At 70.7% G+C, this 17,945-nt stretch carries 14 protein-coding genes and 1 tRNA gene; 5 read left to right on the top strand and 10 right to left on the bottom strand.

The window, feature by feature from the left end; all coding sequences use genetic code 11:
* Positions 1–46: 46 nt before the first annotated feature.
* The 4 genes from FOJ82_RS05340 (at position 47) to FOJ82_RS05325 (ending at position 3,874) form a co-directional block, all read left to right on the top strand.
* Positions 47–535, top strand: a complete 489-nt coding sequence (locus tag FOJ82_RS05340; RefSeq protein WP_143937449.1) for a SixA phosphatase family protein — start codon at positions 47–49, stop codon at positions 533–535.
* Positions 536–669: 134 nt separating this feature from the next.
* Positions 670–2,001, top strand: a complete 1,332-nt coding sequence (locus tag FOJ82_RS05335) for an ammonium transporter (RefSeq protein WP_143937448.1) — start codon at positions 670–672, stop codon at positions 1,999–2,001.
* On the top strand, positions 1,998–2,336 hold the full coding sequence (locus FOJ82_RS05330) for a P-II family nitrogen regulator (RefSeq protein ID WP_143937447.1): 339 nt from the start codon (positions 1,998–2,000) through the stop codon (positions 2,334–2,336). The genes FOJ82_RS05335 and FOJ82_RS05330 overlap by 4 nt, the downstream gene beginning before the upstream one ends.
* An 83-nt stretch (positions 2,337–2,419) precedes the next feature.
* The gene (locus FOJ82_RS05325; RefSeq protein WP_143937446.1) at positions 2,420–3,874 is read left to right on the top strand and encodes an NAD-dependent succinate-semialdehyde dehydrogenase; all 1,455 of its coding nucleotides are present in this window, start codon (positions 2,420–2,422) and stop codon (positions 3,872–3,874) included.
* An 18-nt stretch (positions 3,875–3,892) separates the two neighbouring features.
* On the opposite strand, the gene FOJ82_RS05320 is transcribed toward FOJ82_RS05325, so the two are convergent.
* The 3 genes from FOJ82_RS05320 to FOJ82_RS05310 are packed head-to-tail and all read right to left on the bottom strand — an operon-like array spanning position 3,893 to position 8,339.
* Positions 3,893–4,957, bottom strand: a complete 1,065-nt coding sequence (locus tag FOJ82_RS05320) for a glycoside hydrolase family 88 protein (protein ID WP_143937445.1) — start codon at positions 4,955–4,957, stop codon at positions 3,893–3,895.
* Positions 4,954–6,924 (bottom strand): hypothetical protein, encoded by a 1,971-nt coding sequence (locus tag FOJ82_RS05315; RefSeq protein WP_143937444.1) that lies wholly within the window; start codon positions 6,922–6,924, stop codon positions 4,954–4,956. The genes FOJ82_RS05320 and FOJ82_RS05315 overlap by 4 nt, the downstream gene beginning before the upstream one ends.
* Positions 6,921–8,339: an MFS transporter gene (locus FOJ82_RS05310; protein ID WP_185975642.1), complete on the bottom strand. Its 1,419-nt coding sequence runs from the start codon at positions 8,337–8,339 to the stop codon at positions 6,921–6,923. The genes FOJ82_RS05315 and FOJ82_RS05310 overlap by 4 nt, the downstream gene beginning before the upstream one ends.
* A gap of 115 nt (positions 8,340–8,454) precedes the next feature.
* On the opposite strand from FOJ82_RS05310, the gene FOJ82_RS05305 reads away from it, so the two are divergent.
* Positions 8,455–9,543 (top strand): winged helix DNA-binding domain-containing protein, encoded by a 1,089-nt coding sequence (locus FOJ82_RS05305; RefSeq protein WP_185975641.1) that lies wholly within the window; start codon positions 8,455–8,457, stop codon positions 9,541–9,543.
* 10 nt (positions 9,544–9,553) lie between these two features.
* Here the strand turns inward: FOJ82_RS05305 and FOJ82_RS05300 are convergent, their stop codons facing one another.
* The 7 genes from FOJ82_RS05300 to FOJ82_RS05270 all read right to left on the bottom strand — a co-directional run bounded on the left by FOJ82_RS05300 (position 9,554) and on the right by FOJ82_RS05270 (position 17,937).
* The gene (locus FOJ82_RS05300; protein ID WP_143937441.1) at positions 9,554–10,903 is read right to left on the bottom strand and encodes a flavin monoamine oxidase family protein; all 1,350 of its coding nucleotides are present in this window, start codon (positions 10,901–10,903) and stop codon (positions 9,554–9,556) included.
* Positions 10,904–11,127: 224 nt separating this feature from the next.
* Positions 11,128–11,203: transfer RNA gene (locus tag FOJ82_RS05295), tRNA-Thr, on the bottom strand.
* Positions 11,204–11,260: 57 nt separating this feature from the next.
* The gene (locus FOJ82_RS05290; protein WP_143937440.1) at positions 11,261–12,916 is read right to left on the bottom strand and encodes an alpha/beta hydrolase; all 1,656 of its coding nucleotides are present in this window, start codon (positions 12,914–12,916) and stop codon (positions 11,261–11,263) included.
* Positions 12,917–13,139: 223 nt separating this feature from the next.
* A complete protein-coding gene (locus FOJ82_RS05285) occupies positions 13,140–14,654 on the bottom strand; it encodes a DoxX family protein (RefSeq protein WP_143937439.1) in 1,515 nt (504 codons plus the stop codon).
* 111 nt (positions 14,655–14,765) lie between these two features.
* Positions 14,766–15,926 carry a DNA polymerase III subunit delta' gene (locus FOJ82_RS05280; RefSeq protein ID WP_143937438.1) on the bottom strand — a complete coding sequence of 387 codons (1,161 nt, stop codon included), beginning with the start codon at positions 15,924–15,926 and terminating at the stop codon, positions 14,766–14,768.
* A gap of 26 nt (positions 15,927–15,952) precedes the next feature.
* Positions 15,953–16,570 (bottom strand): dTMP kinase, encoded by a 618-nt coding sequence (gene tmk / locus FOJ82_RS05275; RefSeq protein WP_143937437.1) that lies wholly within the window; start codon positions 16,568–16,570, stop codon positions 15,953–15,955.
* Positions 16,567–17,937, bottom strand: a complete 1,371-nt coding sequence (locus FOJ82_RS05270; protein ID WP_143937436.1) for a CYTH domain-containing protein — start codon at positions 17,935–17,937, stop codon at positions 16,567–16,569. The genes tmk and FOJ82_RS05270 overlap by 4 nt, the downstream gene beginning before the upstream one ends.
* Between the last annotated feature and the right edge of the window lie 8 nt (positions 17,938–17,945).

Here is a 17,945-nt window from a genome sequence, read left to right as displayed (position 1 = left end):
TCACAGAATCAGCGGGCAGCGTCCGGCAGCCTCCTAGACTCGGTGCATGAGACGACTCGTGTTGATGCGCCACGCCAAGACCGAAGGCAACAACCCGGGCGGTGACCACGCCCGAGAGCTGCTCCCCCGCGGTGTGCAGGCCGCGCAGGACACCGGCAAGGTGCTGGCCGGCCTGGGCCTGCAGTACGCCTTGGTGTCCACCTCCACGCGTACCCGACAGACGTTCACCGCACTCGGACTCGACATCCCCGTGGAGTACCAGCGCGCGTTGTACGAGGACGGCACCGAGACGATGCTGCAGCGGATCGCCGAGACCGATGACGCGGTGACGGGTCTGCTCGTGGTGGGCCACGCCCCCACCATCCCGAGCCTGTCGGCCCAGCTCAGCTACGCCGGTTCCCCCAAGGAGGCCGATGACCTGCAGTGCTGGTTCCCCACCTCCGCCTTCGCCGAGTTCACCTTCGAGGGGTCTTGGGCTGACCTGGAGCGCGACAACCTGGAGCACGTCCGGCTCGAGCGCGTGAACCGCGGCTGACTACGCCATGGACCGGTTAGTGAGGACTCCGTAATCGGTCGGTAACCACGGAGCAACCGAACAGCAACGGGCGAGGGACGGTTCGTTACCGGGCGACGGTCCTGCCGAAACGTTGACTCGGTTGGATCGTGACCATGAACCTTCTGGAACTCTCCGCAGGCGACACCGCCTGGGTACTTGCCAGCGCCGCGCTGGTACTCCTGATGACGCCCGCCCTGGCCTTCTTCTACGGAGGCATGGTGCGCGCCAAGAGCGTGCTCAACATGCTCATGATGTCGATCATCACCATGGCGGTCGTCGGCGTCCTGTGGATCCTCGTCGGCTTCTCGATGGCCTTCGGGGACTCGATCGGCGGCGTGGTCGGCAACCCGCTGACCTTCGCGGGGCTGTCGTCGCTGATGAGCCCGGACGCGATGGTCGGCACCATCCCCACCATGGTCTTCGCCGGGTTCCAGTGCGCGTTCGCGATCATCGCCGTGGCACTGGTCAGCGGCGCCGTGGCGGACCGCATGAAGTTCTCCGCCTGGATCGTCTTCGCTGCCGTCTGGGCGCTGCTGGTCTACTTCCCGGCCGCCCACTGGGTCTTCGCCTTCGACGACAGCGTCTCGGCTACCGGCGGCTTCATCGCCAACACCATCGGCGCCATCGACTTCGCCGGTGGCACCGCGATCCACATCAACGCCGGCGCCGCCGCCCTGGCCCTGTGCGTCGTCCTGGGCCCGCGCCTGGGCTGGGGCAGGACGCCGATGCGTCCCCACAACCTGACCCTGGTGATGCTCGGTGCGGGCCTGCTGTGGTTCGGCTGGTTCGGCTTCAACGGCGGCTCCGCCCTGGCAGCCAACGGCACCGCCGGCGTGGCCTGGGTCAACACCCTCGCCGGTGCGGCCGCCGCCATGATCGGCTGGCTCGTGGTGGAGCGCCTCCGCGACGGCCACGCCACCACCCTGGGCGCGGCGTCGGGCATCGTGGCCGGCCTCGTGGGCATCACGCCCGCCTGCGCCGCCGTCAGCCCGCTCGGTGCGCTCGCCATCGGCCTGCTGGCCGGTGTGGGCTGCGCCTTCCTGATCGGCCTCAAGAACAAGCTGGGCTACGACGACTCACTCGACGTCGTCGGCGTGCACCTGGGCGGTGGCCTCATCGGCACTCTGGCCATCGGCTTTCTCGCCGACCCCGCCTCCCCCACCGCCGCGGCGGGCATCCTCTACGGCGGCGGCTTCGCCGTGATGTGGGCCCAGTTCCTCGGCGCCGCCGCGGTGCTGGCGTACAGCTTCGTGGTGACGTTCGCGATCGCCAAGGTGCTCGACGTGACGATCGGCATCCGCGTCTCCGAGACCGCCGAGACCGCCGGCATCGACAACGCCGAGCATGCCGAGACCGGCTACGACCTCAGCCACGTCGCCTACTCGTCGCACTCGGTCAGGCAGACCATCGTCGTCCCCGTCCGTGAAGAGGAGAGTGTGGCATGAGGCTCGTGACAGCAATCGTCCAGCCCGGGATGCTCAACGCCGTCCAGGTGGCGCTGGCCCAACATGGGGTGGCGGGCATGACCGTCACCGAGTGCGCCGGCTACGCCCGCCAGCGCGGGCACCGCGAGGTCTACCGCGGCACGGAGTACATGATCGACTTCCTGACGAAGGCCAAGATCGAGGTGCTCGTGGGCGACGACGAGGCCGAGGGCGTGATCGACGTCATCCTCGCCTCCGCCCGCACCGGCTCCGTCGGCGACGGCAAGGTCTGGTCCACGGCGGTCGACGAGGTGGTGCGGATCCGCACCGGGGAGACCGGCGCCGCCGCCGTCTGAGGCCCCGATCCCCCCGCCCGGGGCCCCGCCTGCGGCCGTGCAGGCGGGGCCCCGGTGCGTCCGCGGCGGAGTAACGTGGCCGCATGGATGAGCACAGCCTCCCCTCGGACCTCCCCACGCAGCTGTGGATCGGGGGCGCCTGGGTCGACGGTGCCCGTCCCGCCACTCCCGTCGCCAACCCCGACACCGGGGAGCTGCTCGCCACCGTCGCCAACGCCGACGTGGAGCAGGGTCTCGCCGCGCTCGCCGCTGCCGACCACGCCCGCCCGGGCTGGGCCGCCACCCCGCCCCGCACCCGGGCCGAGCTCCTGCGCGCGGCCTTCGAGGCCGTGGTCGCACGACGGGAGGACTTCGCCCGGACCATGACGCTCGAGATGGGCAAGACGCTGCCCGAGTCGGACGGCGAGGTCACCTACGGGGCCGAGTTCCTGCGCTGGTTCTCCGAGGAGGCGGTCCGGATCGAGGGCCGCTACGGCATCCTGCCCGAGGGCACGCTGCGGGGCCTGGTGATGAAGCGGCCCGTGGGACCGTGCCTGTTGCTGACGCCGTGGAACTTCCCGCTGGCGATGGCCACGCGAAAGGTGGCGCCCGCACTGGCCGCGGGGTGCACCGTCGTGCTGCGACCCAGCTCGGTGACGCCGCTGACCACGCTGCTGTTCGCGCGGGTGCTGGCCGACGTCGGGATCCCCGACGGCGTGGTCAACGTCATCACCTCCACCGAGCACGACGTCACGGACGCCGTCATCGCCGACCCCCGGCTGCGCAAGCTGTCGTTCACCGGCTCGACCGAGGTGGGTCAGGCACTCCTGCGGCAGGCCGCGGACGGCGTCCTGCGCACGTCGATGGAACTCGGCGGGAACGCACCGTTCCTGGTGTTCGAGGACGCGGACCTGGCCGCCGCCGTCGAGGGCGCGAAGGCCGCCAAGCTGCGCAACATCGGCGAGGCGTGCACAGCGGCCAACCGCTTCATCGTGCACGAGTCGATCGCCGGGGAGTTCGCGCGCAGGCTCGCGGCGGAGTTCTCCAGGCTGGAGGTGGGCGACCCACTCGCCGAGGGCACCGACGTCGGCCCGCTGATCTCCGCCGACGCCCGAGAGCAGGTCCACTCCCTGGTGTCGAGCGCGATCACTGCGGGCGCCCAGCTGCTGACCGGAGGAGAGGTCCCCGACGGGCCCGGCCACCACTACCCGCCCACCGTCCTGGCCGGGGTCGGGCACGACGCCGCGATCCTCGGCGAGGAGATCTTCGGTCCCGTCGCGGTCGTGACCAGCTTCCGCGACGAGGCCGAGGCCCTGCGGATCGCCAACGCCACCCGGATGGGGCTGGCCGCCTACGCGTACACGCGTGACCCGGACCGCATCCAGCGGCTCGGGGTGTTGCTGGAGACTGGGATGATCGGGATCAACACCGGCGTGCTGTCCAACGCGGCCGCGCCGTTCGGTGGCGTGAAGCAGTCCGGGATCGGGCGAGAGGGCTCCCACGAGGGGATCCAGGAGTACCTGGAGACGGTCTACCTCGCGCTCCCGGATCCGTCCTGAGCCTCGCGGTGGACGGGTTCAGGCCCGTTCCAGCAGGTCCTGGTTGATGGCGGCGAGCACGAACGCCGCCACGCCGTAGGGATGGTTCGAGCCCTTGGGCGTCATCAGGTATCCCAGTCGCGGGGCGAACGGCAGCGGGATGGTGGGGCCGGAGATCTCAGGCAGCTCGACGTGCCCGCCGCGCCGTCGGACCGCGCCCGTGACCGCGGCCAGCGCCCGTTGGGCCGGGTCGAGGTACTCCTCACCCAGGTAGCCGACCCTGACGCCGTGCAACCAACCCGAGGCCACCAGGGCCGTCGCGGAGAGCTCACGGTAGCCACCGCGCGACTTGAACCAGCGGCGACGGTCCTTCAGGACGGTCTTCCAGGTGCCGTCCTCGGACTGCAGCGGCAGCAGCGCGGCACTGGTGCGGCCGAGGAGGCCGAGGATCTGCTCCCGCTCGGGATGGTCGTCGGGAAGCTGGTCGAGGATCATCGGCAGTGCCGCGACCACCCAGCCGTTGCCGCGGCCCCAGAACACGTTGGGGAACGGTCCGAAGCGCACCCAGTAGGCGTGGTGCCACAGGCCGCTCTCCTCGTCGAACATGCGCCTGGCGTACTGCGCCGGCTGTCGGGCGGCGACGTCGAGCAGGTAGCGGTCGCCCTCGATCCTGCCGTACATGGCGGGGAAGACGGAGAACATCATCAGCGAGTCCACCCAGACAGAGCGCGGGTAGATCCAGTTCCAGGGTGATCTTCCGAGGTGGTTGACCGCATCGTCGACGGCGCGCGGAGCGTTGCGGATGTAGTCGACGGCGCGCGCGGTCAGGGGCGCGAACCGGTCCATCCCCTTGCGCTCCAGCGTCCACGTGACCAGGGCGGGGGCCACGTGGTCGGAGTAGGTGATGGACGGCGGGTTGGCGAGGTAGTGGTCGCCGTAGCGCTCCAGACAGCTGAGGTAGCGGTCCTCGCCCAAGTGCTCGTCCAGCTTCGCGAGCGCGAACCCGAGCAGGGCCGGGCCCCACATCCAGGGCAGCACCCGCCGGTCGCGGTGGATGGCGGCGATGTCGTCGCACAACTCGACGGCAACCTCGAGGGCTGTCATGAGGCCACCTCCTGCGTCGCGTCCGCGTCGGCCCCGACCACCCGGGTGCCGGCGCCCCAGTCCAGGTCGAGGGTGTGGCCGTCGTGGCTGACGTGCAGCCGCGTCGGGAACCGTTCGGCCCTGACGAAGGGGGTGTCGAGGCGGGGGTAGTCGGTGGCGAGGCGCACGCCGTCGCGGTGGAGGCCGCCGTCCCAGCGCAGTTCGTGGGCGACGCCGTCGAGGGTGGCTGTGATGCTGCCCTCGCGCGGCCTGCGACCGACGGTGTGGGTCACGGGCATGGTGCGGACGCGCTCGCAGAACGCCGCGAAGCTGCCCTCGTCGGCAGAGCCCATCAGGACCACCCAGCCCGTGACGTCGCCCGATTGCACCACGGACTGGGGCTCGGGCTCGGCCCCGAGTTGCAGGGGTCGCATGGAGACGACGCCGATGAAGCCCTCGCCGCAGCGCGCCGCCAGCCAGTTGCCGCCGCCGGGGTGGAGGCCCATGGTGTGCTCGTCGAAGCGCTCGGTGGGCCAGAACAGGTGGGTGAAGCGGAGGCGTTCTCGCTCGAGGAAACCGCCGCGCAGCCGCAGGTCGTGGAGGGCGATCAGCAGGCCGCGGTCCTGCCCCACCTGCGGGTTGATGCCGTTGCCCACCCAGGAGGCGGGTGAGAAGTTGCGCGCCGTCTCGTCGAACATGGGGGCGCCGGGGTGCACGGCGAAGACCGGCACGCCGCCGGGCAGGATCGCCTGCCAGAGGTGCTGCTGGTCACCGAAACCACCCGGCTGGTAGCCCTGCGCGCTGGTGAGGAGGTGGTGCGGGGTGCGGAAGGTCTGGACGTCGGCGCGCTGGATCGCCACGCCCTGGGTCGCAGGGTTGAGCAGTCTCACGAGCCCCGGCAGCAGGGCGCGCGGCAGCCGCCGGAACGCCCCGAGGGGCTCGAGGAAGCGGTTGGTGTGCATCCGCCAGCGCTCGACCATGTCCACCGTGATCCTGATGGACTCCGGTGTGGTGAACGCCTCCATCAACCAGAAGAACAGCCCCGTGGTCTCGACGTCGCGGGCGGGCCCGACCTCCCCTACCACCTCGTCGACGTCCAGCCCGAACGACTCCTTGAGCAGCAGCTCCCCCGGGGCCGCGGCGATGCGGCGCAGCACCTCGGGGGTCTCGTAGGAGCTGACGACGAAGAACCCGCCGGCCTTGTCGAGCGTTGGGCGGAAGTCGCGGCCGAAGGCGTGGTCGACGATGTCGTTGACGTCGGCGCGGCGGGGATCCTTCTTCTGCGCCTCGTAGGCGCGGCCGGCCGAGGAGATGAAGTAGCGCTCGAACCGGTGGAGGGCCATGTCCAGCAGCAGCAGGTCCAGCATCGTCGTGGCGCGCCGCACCATCTCCTGTTCGCCGGAGAGGTCCACGAGCAGCGCCAGCGGGGCGACGTCCTCCTCGTAGTAGGTGTTGGAGTTCCACTCGGTGAAGCCGTAGCGGAAGCGGTGGTCGAACCAGGTCTCGAGCCGACGTCGCCCGCGCGCCTCCCGCTCGCGGCCGGTGAGCCGCCGGCCGTCGGGTCCGGGGTTGGTGAACTCCTCGTCGGGGTAGAGCCGCCCGGCGAGGTACTCGCACGCGGCGAAGATCACCTGGTGGTTCTCGGACCAGAAGCACATCGAGTCCTCGCCCTGCTCGTCCATCCAGTACCGGAAACCGAGCAGGCTGGTGCGGATGCGCTTGCGGAGGTCGTCGGAGACGTTGGGGTTGTCCGAGTAGGCGATCCGCAGCAGTGTCAGGACTCGGAAGTCCGCGCAGTCGAACCGGATGTCGACGAAGTCGCAGATGGTGTGGACGGGGGCCTCGTCGATGGGCTCGCCCGCCACCAGCTTGTCGAGGTCCCGGATGCCCGAGGGGGACATCTTCACGGCCATGCCCGGGTCGTCGGGCTGCGGCGGCGTCGTCTCGCGACCGAGCGAGCGCAGCCACAGTGTCAGCGAAGTGATCATGCGAGCTCCTCCCCGGAGACGACTTTTCCACGCCGACGGTCCAGTTCGGCCTGGTTGGACAGGGCGACGGTCCGGGTGAGCGGGTAGCGGCGCGCGATGGTCCAACCGAGGACCAGCAGGGCCGTGATGCCGATCCACATGAACAGGCGGATGCCGAGCACCGCCGAGTCGGGCTGGAGGGGTACCTCGTTGGTCACCGGTGCCACGTAGCCGCTGAACTGCAGCACGAGCCCGAGCGCCTGGATCACGATGGCCGAGGCGATGCCGCGGGTGAAGGTCATCAGGCCGGAGTAGGAGCCCGCGTTGCGCTGCCCGGTGGCCAGCTCGGCATCGTCGAGGACGTCGGGGAACATCACCCAGCACATCAGCTGGGCGCCGGCCATGCCCGCGGCCAGCATGAAGGCGAACACGTAGACCAGCGGCACCGGACCGTCGCCCGGGAATACCGCGACCGCCGCCGCGCCGACCAGTGCCAGCGGGATCAGCCGCATGTAGACGCGGTGCTTGGAGACTCGCCCCACCAGCCAGGTGACGATCGGGTAGGCGATCACGTTGACCCCGATGAAGATGCCGAGGAACACCTGCGAGTTGGCGCCCACCACCACGTAGAGGGCGTAGTAGAGGACCGTCGCGGAGATGATGTCGAAAGCCAGCGCCTGACTCAGGTACATGCCCAGCAGCTTGCGGAAGGAACTCGTCCGAAGCGGTGCGACGAACGTGCGCACCTCGAAGCGCTGCGCCCGCGGCGGGATGGGGGCTCGCTCTCGCGTGAACAGCGCCACCCCCAGCATGACGAGCATGAACACCGTCCCGAAGCCCAGGACGATGGCCAGGTACATCGGCCACAGCCCGATCTCGCCGCTGCGGTACTGGTCGAACAGCCAGGCGCCGAGCAGCGTCACCGTCGCCGAGGCCACCGTCGAGAACAGCAGTCGGGTGGTGTTGACCTTGTTGCGCTCGTCGTAGTCGGTGGTGATCTCGGTCGACATGGACGCGTAGGGCACGGCCATCACGGTCTGGACGGTGTTGTAGCCGATGTAGGACAGCATCGCCCACGCCATCTTGCCCAACTGGGAGTCGAGGACCGGGAACGGCAGCCACAGCAGCGCCATGATGGGGATCAGGAGTACGGCCCCGCCCAGGATGAACGGGCGGCGTCGACCCATGCGCGTGCGCACCCTGTCCGAGATGGCGCCCATGAGGGGGTCGTTGACCGCGTCCCAGAGCTTCGCCACCAGCACCGCGGTGCCTGCCAGTCCGGGGGCGAGCCGGATGACGTCGGTGAGGAAGATCAGGTACATGACGGCGATCAGCGACGACGCGCCTCCCGCGAAGACGTCACCTGCCGCGAACGTCAGCCGCTCGCGGACGGTGATTTCACCTGCTGCGCGCCTGGCGGCGGTGTTCTGGGTCACGGGGCAAGTCTGGCAGACCCCGGCGACGGCGTGGGGCGGTCCGCGCCAGCGTGACAGCGTCGCGCAGGGCGGGTGGCGGACGGGGGGTGTCCCCTTCCTCTGGTTAGGTACTCCCATGACTGACAAGCTGCTCGGCCGCGCCCGCCTCGTCGCCCAGGGCCTCCTGACCCGCCCGCACGCCGATCCGCTGGCCGTGGTCACGGCCCAGGGTGCGATGCAGGGCCAGGACCTGCCCGGGGTGATCGCGTCGACCGCGCTGCGGACGCCGTCGAACTCGGTCTCGGCCGTCACTGACGCGATGGACGCGGGTCTGGTGGTGCGCGGCTACCCGATGCGTGGGACGCTGTTGCTGCTGCCCGCAGCCGACGCGTCGTGGATGGGGCAGCTGTGCGCGGCGCCGGCGCTGAGGGCGGCCCGCAGCCGGCAGCACCAACTCGGGCTCGACGACGCCCGAATGGCCAGGGCGCGGGAGGTGGCTTTCGAGGCGCTCTCCCGGTCGCCGCAGGGGCTGTCCCGCGCGGACCTGTTCGCGCTCTGGGAGGCCGACGGCCAGCCCACCAAGGGCGGCCCCGGCTACCACCTGCTGGCACGGATGATCTCGGAGACCTTCCTGTTCTTCGGCCCCTGGAACGGCCAGGACCAGAACGTGGTCCTCGCCGAGGGCTGGGTGCCGGTGGGCTCGGGGCTGGAGGGCCGATTCAACGGCGATCGGATCGCGGCAGCGGCCGAGCTCCTGCGGCGCTACCTGTGCAGCCACGGTCCCGCCACCATCCGCGACTTCGGCTGGTGGACCAAGCTCACCCTGCGGGAGGCCCGTGCGGCGCTTGACCTGGTGGCCGACGAGTTCGAGGAGGGAAACGAGGCCGATCCCACCTACTGGCGCCCCGGGCTGCGCGACGAGGTGGCGGCGCTTGGCGACGCCGTCGCCAATCCCCTGCTCCTGCCGGGGTTCGACGAGTTCATCCTGGGCTACCAGGACCGCCTGTTCGCCATGTCAGCCGAGGAGCACCAGCGACTGGTCCCTGGCAACAACGGGGTGTTCGGGCGCAGCCTCGTGGTCGACGGTGTCGTGCTCGGGGTGTGGAAGCGCGGCGGGAGACCCTCGAATCGGCAGTTGGAACTGACCGAGTTCTCGCCCGTCCCCGACGACCTGCGGCCCCAACTGGCGCGCCTGTTCGACGCCTTCCCCTTCGTCAGCGACTGAGCGCGACGACTCAGGCCAGGTGGAGCGCCACCACGGCTGCGGCGTCGAGGCCCGAGCGGACCGCCCCCTCCATGTAGCCGTTGAAGCGCCCGGAGTACTCGGCACCCGCCCAGTGCAGGACACCCTCCGACTCCGAGAGAACGGGACCGTTTGCGGTCCACACGCCCGGAGCGAAGTGCGCGCCGTGACAGCCGCCGGTGTAGTCCTCGGCGGACCAGTCCCGCTCGACGTACTCGAGCGGCTCGGCCGCGACGTCGCCGAAGGTCCGCACCACGGAGTCCACGAACGCGCGCTTGCGCAGGGTGATCGAGCGCTTGGACAGCGAGTCGGCGTCGGCGCCCTCGAAGAATCCCATCAGGAGGCCGCGGCGGTTCTCGCCGGTGGTGGTGTCGAACGTCACGCGGACGGGGCCGTCGTCGGCGCTGGACTGGCCGGACAGGCCGCCCTCGCGCCAGAACGGGTGGTCGTAGACGAGGTAGGCCTTGATGACGTTGCCGCTGGCAACCTTCTCCGCGGTCTCGGCGCGCCACGGCGCCAGCGGGGGCTCGTGCTCGAGCTTGACCGCGAGCTTCGGCGGCAGGGTGGAGATGATGTGGCGGGCCTCGACGCGCTCGCCGTCGGCCAGCACGAGGGTGCCCGACTCGGGGCCGTGCTCGACCCTGACGACGGGGCTGCCCAGTCGGACGCGGTCGCCGAGCTCGTCGGCCATGGCTTCGGTGAGGGCGTGGACGCCGCCCTCGACGCGCAGCTGGTTGAGGCCGCCGTTGGAGGCCAGCATGCCCTCGAGGTCGGGACCGGAGTTGACCTCCATCAGTCCCTCCTGGAGGGTGGTCCCCTCCTCGAGCGGACCGAAGGCGGTCTGGTAGACCTTCTTGAATCGCTTCTGTGCGCCGACGGTGCGCAGGTTGGTCTTCACCCAGCGGGTGAGGTCCTGCGACAACCAGACGTGGTTGGCCTTGGCCCAGGCCTCGTCCTCCCGGAGGCGCTGGCCGAGGCGGCGCAGCCTGACCAGCCCGCTGCCGAGGTCAGCGACCTCGAACGGGGTGAGCTCTGAGGTCTCCTCGGACGACGGCAGCGCCTTGGCCTTGCCGCGCAGGCGAACCATGAGGTGTCCGGTGGAGGGGTTGCCGATGGTCTTGAGCCCGTAGTGGTTCACGAGTTCGGCGATCGAGTCGTGGCCGCTGCCGATCCACTGGCCACCGAGCTCGACGTACTGTCCGTCGGCGAGGATCCCGTTCTCGACCCGTCCCCCAACGCGGTCCCTGGCTTCGATGACGACGACGTCCAGGCCACGCCGGACAAGATCCCGGGCCGCAGTCAGGCCCGCCAGACCAGCCCCGATGATGGCGCAGTCGAACATGTCCCCTCCTCGTTTAGAGCACCGGTGCGACATCCGCACTGACCCAACCAGAGTACAAGGCGGGTCCCGACCCGCCGAAGCCGCCCCTCGGTTCGGACACGGACGAACCACCCTACTCGCAGCAAACGTCCTGACGCACATCCCGACCCACCCACCTGAACTGGGCTGACAACGCCGGAAGATGGAAAACCCCCGACCCACGAGGGGCCGGGGTTCTCCGGTTCTGGAGCCGCCCAGGAGAATCGAACTCCTGACCTACGCTTTACGAGAGCGTCGCTCTGCCTACTGAGCTAGGGCGGCAGCACGCAGAAACTATAGCGGCGCCGGGCGCAGGAAAGAAACTCCGCCCAGGCGCCCTCAGCTGCAGGTGACGCCCTCGTCCGGGACGGTGCCATCCTCGTAGAACGCGGTCAGGACGTCCTGGAGGCACTCGTTGTCACCGGTGGCGGAGCCGTGACCGGCGCCGTCCAACGTGACCAGCACCCCTGAGTCGAGCTGCTCGGCCATTGCGACGGCGTGCTCGTAGGGGGTGGCGGAGTCGCCCGTGGTCCCGATGACCAACAGCGGGGCGGCCCCCTGGCCGGTCAGCTTGAGCGGCGGCGCGGAGTCCGCGGTCCAGGTCTCGCAGACCAGGTCCATGCCCGAGTTCGGGGCGAGGGTGGGCGCGAGGGGCTTGACCTCCTCGAACCACTCGTAGGCCGCGTCGACGCCCTCGTCGGGCCAGTCGGCGCAGCGCATCGCCGGGAATGCTCCGATGGCCGGGTCACCGCGCATGTTGAGGCTGTCGGCGGCCTTGAGGAGTTCCTCGGCGCGGCCCTCCATGGCCTCCATGACCACGTACGTCAGGCCCTCGTAGGCCTCCTCGTCGGAGTAGAGGAACAACAGCACACCCACCGTCGCGAGGGTCTGGGTCAGCTCCCGCTCCCCCACCGTGATCGGGTTCGCGTCCAGTCCGGACAGCCAGTCCCCGATGGTTGCCATGACCTCGTCGCGGGACTCGCCGAAGACGCAGCGGTCCTCACCGGCACACCACTCGGCGTAGTTGCGCAGTGCCAGCTCGAAGCCCTCGATCTGGTTCGGGGCGCCCTCGTCGTCGGTGATGTTGACCGCCGAGTCGAGCACCATCCGGCCGGTGCGCTCCGGGAACAGCTCCGCGTACATCGCGCCCAGGTAGGTGCCGTAGGAGACGCCGAGATAGTTGAGCTTCTCCGCCCCGACGAGGTGGCGCAGCAGGTCCAGGTCCCGCACTACCTCGATGGTGCTCAGGTGGTCCAGCAGCGCCCCGGAGGCGTCCCGGCAGTCCTGGGCGAACTCGCCCCAACCGGCCTCGAGTGCCTCCTCCTCGGCTGCGTCGTCCGGCGAGCCGTCGAGCTCGTAGGCCTCGTCGATCTCCTCGGTGGTGCCGCACTGGACGGCCGTGGACTCGCCCGTGCCCCGGGGGTCCCATGCGATCTTGTCGTAGCTGGGCCAGCGGTCCCCGACGCTGTCGACCATGTACTGGCCGCCGATGCCGGGACCACCCGGGTTGAGGAACATCGGGTCCTGCGTCGGGTCCTCCACGGGAGACCTGCGCACCTTCAGCTGGATGGCGGCGGTGCCTGGGTCCTCCCAGTCGAGGGGGGTCAGGACGGTGGCGCAGAGGTCGCCGTCGTGGCACGGCTGCCAGTCGATGCTCTGCGTCCAGTAGCCGGCCAGATCCTCCCCGGGGGCGTCCTGGAACTCGACGTCGGGCTCGCCCTCGGGCTGGTAGTCGAGCTGCCGGTCCGGGTTCACCTCTTCCTCGAGCTCCCAGACCTCGTGCTCCGCCACGGGGACGGCGGGGACGCCCGGCTGCGGGTCCCCCTCGTCGACTGGCTCGCCCGCCTGGGTGGTGGGTTCCTGCGGCTCCACGGGCTCGTCGGCGGGGGTCCCGCCGGTGAAGAGGCCGCCGACGAAGAATGACGCAACCAGACCGACGGCGATCACGACGCACAGCACCTGTGCCCAGTTCACCCAGTTGCGTCGTTTCTTCATTGCTCTCCCATGGCAGGCGTCGCGTCCGTGTTCATTCTGCCCGACGACTCAACCACCGCCCGCCCTCCCAGACGGGGCTCCCAGCCGGAGAAGTGGTTCAGTGCCCGAGAACGGGCTCCGAACCACTTGTTGATTCGTCACAGGCACTCAGGGCCGGTGGATGCGGGAACCCGCCCGTCGCGAGTGACGACGGGCGGGTTCACGGGGGTGGCTGTGGCCTGGCTCAGCCCTTGTCAGCCCTGGCTGCGGCACGGGCGCGGCGGAAGGCGCCGTCGACGCCCCACAGGCCGCCCCCGACGCCGATCAGCACGAAGCCGACGGCGGCGAGCAGCAGCGTCTTGTCACCCAGGAAGCCCTCGCGGCCTTGGACGAAGGGGCTGAACGCACCCCAGCGGATGAACACCAGCGACCCGATGCTCAGCAGCAGCAGGACGACGCCGACCGCCCGCTGGACCAGTCCGATCACGAGCAGGAGCGCCAGGGTCCCCAGCGTGAAGCCGACGATCCAAGTCACGAGCCGCGGCTCGGGGATGGCTGTCTGGGAGAGGAACTCCGTGGTGCGGTCCACGTTGGTGAGCACCTGGTAGCCGGTTACGCCCAGGATGGTGGCCGTCACGAGGCGCAGGACGAACAGCCCGAGGCTGCCGAAGAAGCGGTCCGTGGAGACCTTGTAGGCGGTTGCGGGGTCACGCACCTCGTTCTCCGAGGAGGTGGCGACCACCCCGAGCCGCTCGTCACGGGCGCGGCGTTCGGCGTCGAGCTGGGCCTGGAGCTCGCGCTCCCTGGCCTCGGCCTCGTCGGCCTCACGGGCACGGGCGGCGAGCGCCTCACGGTCGTCGATCACCGCGGTCTCGCCGGTGCGGTAGAGGTCGTCCGGCAGCGGTGAGGAGCCGGCCACCGCCGTGGCTCCGGCCGCGCCCACAGCGACGGGGACAACGCGCGTCGCGTCGTCGTCGGCCACCCGGTCGTCCCGGGCGAGGGTGTCGTCGGTGGCGTCGGCGTCCGAGCCGACGGCGGGGCTCACCCGGGTGGCGTCCGGGTCGTACTCCTCGTCCCGGACGTCGTCCTCGGGCACCGCGGCGACGGTCTCGTCGTCATGGGGCTCGTCGTAGTCGTCGATCGAGGGCTCGTCGAGGCTCTCCTCCTCGAATGACTCCTCCTCGGAGTCCTCGAGGTCGCTCGAGCCGGCCGGGACCGGTGCGGGGATGTCGGTGCCGGGGGCGAGGCCCTCGCGCGGCTCGGAGGCGCCGAACTCCTCCGCCGTCGGCTCCTCGGCGGCGACCGGCCGACCGGTGTCGGTCGTGCCGGCAACGGGAGCGTCGACGGGTTCGACGTCGGGCTCGTCGGTGACGGCCGGCTCCAGCCCTGCATCGGCGTCGTCCTCTGGGAGAACGGGCTGGTCCTCGATCGGCGCACCCATGACGGCGGCGTCGTCGGAGGTGTCAATGGGCTCCTGCGGGGTCTCGGGAAGACCGTCCTCGGAGGGCGGGGTGGCCTGGGGCTGTGCCGCGAAGTCGTCCTCGGCCGTCTCCGCCCCCGCCGCGGCGCCCTGGTCAGTTACCGGAGGCTGCGCGACTGGGCGCGGCCGCTCGACAGGCACGGACTGCTCGCTGGAGTAGTCGTCCCACTCGACCGGGCTCACTGTGGTCCCGTACTCGCTCTGCTCATCGTTCCATTCGGCATCGACGTCGCGGGGCGTTCCCTGACGCACCCAATCGGGTTCTTCTGGTGTGGACATGGTGGTTCCTTCTCCGGGTGAGTTGGGATCATCCTCCCATCCGAGCGGCCACAGCGGCGGCGGCACACGCCGTCGGCGGGTCGCGCGGGTGGTGCGGCACGCCTGCGGGGCTCAGACAGTGGTGCGGCCGGCCTCGGCCAGGCTCACCATCAGCGCCTCCATCGCCAACTGTGGAGCGACGTTGGTCTCCAGCGCCGTGCGCGCCTCGAGGATCGCGTCGAGCGCGTGGATGGTCTGCTCGCCGGTGGAGCGCCGCGCGATCGGACTGATCTGGTCCGTCAGGTCCGCATTGATGAGCTCCACCCCGGGTGCGGTCTGGAGGGCGAGCACATCGCGGTAGAAGCCCGTCAGCTCGGTCAGGACGTTGTCCAGGGCATCGCGCTGCATCCGCTTGGCACGCATCTTCTGCTGGTCCTCGAGTTCCCTGACGGCCGCCTGCGCGGAGCGGGGCTTGGCGCCGCGTCCGCCCATGCCCATCGCGGCCTGCAGCTCCGCGAGCTCCTTTGCGTCGACGTCGGCGGTGGCCTGCGCGGCCTCGTCGGCGCTGGCGGCGACGAGGTTCTCCGCGGCGGTCAGGCAGTCGGTGAGGCAGCGGAGCCTGCCCGGGAGCGTGAGGATCTCGTTGCGCCGGATGCGGGCGGAGTCGGAGCGGGCCAGCATCCTGGCGCGTCCGACGTGGCCCTGGGCGGCGCGGGCGCAGTGGGCTGCGAGCGCCGGCGAGATCCCGTCGCGCGTGACGAGCAGGTCGGCGACGGCGTCGATCCCGGGGGTGACCAGTTGCAGCTTGCGGCAGCGGGAGCGGATGGTGACGATTACGTCGTCGGCGCTGGGCGCGCACAGCAGCCACACCGTTCGGGGGGCCGGCTCCTCGATCGCCTTCAGCAGGGCGTCGGCGCCACGCTCGGTGACTCGGTCAGCGTCCTCGACGATGACCACCTGCCAGCGCCGGTTGACGGGCGAGACGTTGGCCCGGCCGACCAACTGGCGGACCTCCTCCACGCCGATGGAGAGCTGTTCGGTGCGCAGCAGCGTCACGTCCGGGTGCGCGCCGGACAGGGAGGTGCGGCAGTCGTTGCACTCGCCGCAGCCGCCGCGTTCGCACTGCAGCGCCGCAGCGAAGGCCTTGGCAGCGTTGGAGCGGCCGGATCCGGGAGGGCCGACGAACAGCCACGCGTGCGTCATCGCGTGGCGGCCGCCGGAGGTGGCGCGTTGCAGCACCTCGACGGCCTTGTGCTGGCCGATCAGCTCATCCCAAACAGTCACGGTGCCCATCCTGCCAGCAGGCACCGACAACCGGCTCAGTCACCGTCGAGCAACTGCTCGACCCGGGCGGTGATGGCGCTGGTGACCTCGGTGATCGGGAGCCGGGCGTCAACCACCAGGTAGCGCTCCGGAGCGGCCTCGGCCAGGTGCAGGAAGTGTGCCCGGACGCGGCGGTGGAACTCGTCCCCTGCGCCCTCGAGCCGGTCCTTCTCGGCGATCTGCGCCACGGCGTCGCCGGGGGCCGCGTCGAGCAGGATCGTCAGTTCGGGGCGGCGCCCGGCGGTGGCCCAGTCGGCCACCTGCTCCACCTCGGCGACGTCGAGTGCGCGGCCGGCTCCCTGGTAGGCGATCATCGAGTCGACGTAGCGGTCGCACACCACCACGAGCCCCTCGGCGAGTGCGGGCTCGACCACCTGCATCAGGTGCTGGGCCTTGTCAGCAGCATAGATGAGGGCCTCGGCGCGGGGCGCGACGTCGCCGGTCGCCGGGTCGAGGACGAGGCTGCGCAGGCTCGCGCCGAGTGGGGTGCCGCCCGGCTGCCGGGTGTGGACGTGGGGCGTGCCGCGGGCGGTCAGCCACTCGACGAGCGCGGCCGCCTGCGTGGACTTGCCGACGCCGTCGCCACCCTCGAGGACGATGAAGGCTCCCGTCATCGCTTCTTCTTCGCCTTCTCCTGGTACTTGCGGAGCTTGGCGATCCGCTCGGGCCACTGCGCCACGAACCGGGCGCGGGAATTGACCATGGTGAAGCGTCGCCGCTCGGCGCGGGCGCCCTCGCGGAACGCCTCCTCCAGCGTCAACCCCTCCAGCGCGACCGGCTCGTCGGGGGGCGCCACGCAGGACCTGAGGTGGGTGCTCAGTTCGTCGAGCAGGCGCACGATCTTGGTCAGGGGCTTGCCCGGCAGCAGCGACGCGACGGCGGCGGAAACGGCCAACTGCTCGGCCGCCTGGAGCGCGCCCTCCCACTGCTTGTCGGGTGAGGACTCCTCCAGTGCGCGGCAGCGGTCGGCGAGGATGTAGACCCCCTGCTGGGCGCGGCGGTGGAGCAGCGGCGCAGCCAGGTCGTGCGAGGTGTCGCCGAGCCGGGGCGCGTGCACCGCGCCGACCAGGGTGTCGGCCACCCGCAGGGCGACGGGGACGGCGTCGCCGATGCTGCCGAACGGGGCACCGGAGACGAGCTCCTGGACGGACCTGCACCACTGTGGGTCCAGGGCGTGCGCGAAGCCGCGGACGTCGCGGGCCACGGTGGCGAGCTGCGAGTTCAGGACGGCGACGTCGTCGGGGCGGGCGGAGGCGAGGTCGAGCAGCGTGTCGACGAGGTCGTGCAGGTCCCGCGCGAAGACGGCGGTGACCAGCTCCTCCAGCGTCGAGTCCCGCCGCACGGGCTGCGGCTGTGGGAAGTCGGTCATGCCCGTGGCGGGCGGCCCGAGGCGCTGCTGCAGCGACGGGAACGAGTCCACCGGGGTGGCGGAGACCGAGAGCATGGAGGAGAGCACGAACTCGCGCTGCTGCGGCGTGAACTCAACGGTGGGGGTGATGGTGGTCTCGCGGTAGCGGGCGGTGGTGACGCCGCCGCGCCGGACCGCGACCTGCTCGTCGACGATGGCGGCCACTGGGGCGTCCTCGGGCCCGAGCATCGTGTACTCGGTGCGCTCGATGTCGAGGGCCGCGACCGGCCCGAGCACGGCTCCGCGCGCGATCGGGCGCACGAGCATGGCGTACTCGAGCGGGAGCTCAGCCGTCGCCCCTACGGGCTCGCTGCGGTGGGCGGGGAGCCTGGGCGCCCAGGCGGGCGCCTCGAGCACCCAGTGGCCCAAGCCCTCACAGACGCGGTGGGAGACCGTCACCCCGGAACGCAGGAGCCGGTTGTCCGGCGAGTCGATGATGGTGACGTCGGTGGAGGTCCCGCTTGCGCGACGCTGGGTCAGCCGCACGATGCCGACGGCCCTCGAGGTCATGGGCGGCGCAGTCGCCGTGAACGGGACGTGGAACCGCATCGCTGACTTGTGCTTCTTGCCCATGCGAGGTC

Origin of the sequence: Tessaracoccus rhinocerotis (assembly GCF_007197885.1) — a bacterium.
Lineage (GTDB): Bacteria > Actinomycetota > Actinomycetes > Propionibacteriales > Propionibacteriaceae > Arachnia > Arachnia rhinocerotis.
The sequence above is the reverse complement of the archived record's forward strand: the minus strand, read 5'-3'. Positions and strand labels throughout refer to the sequence as shown.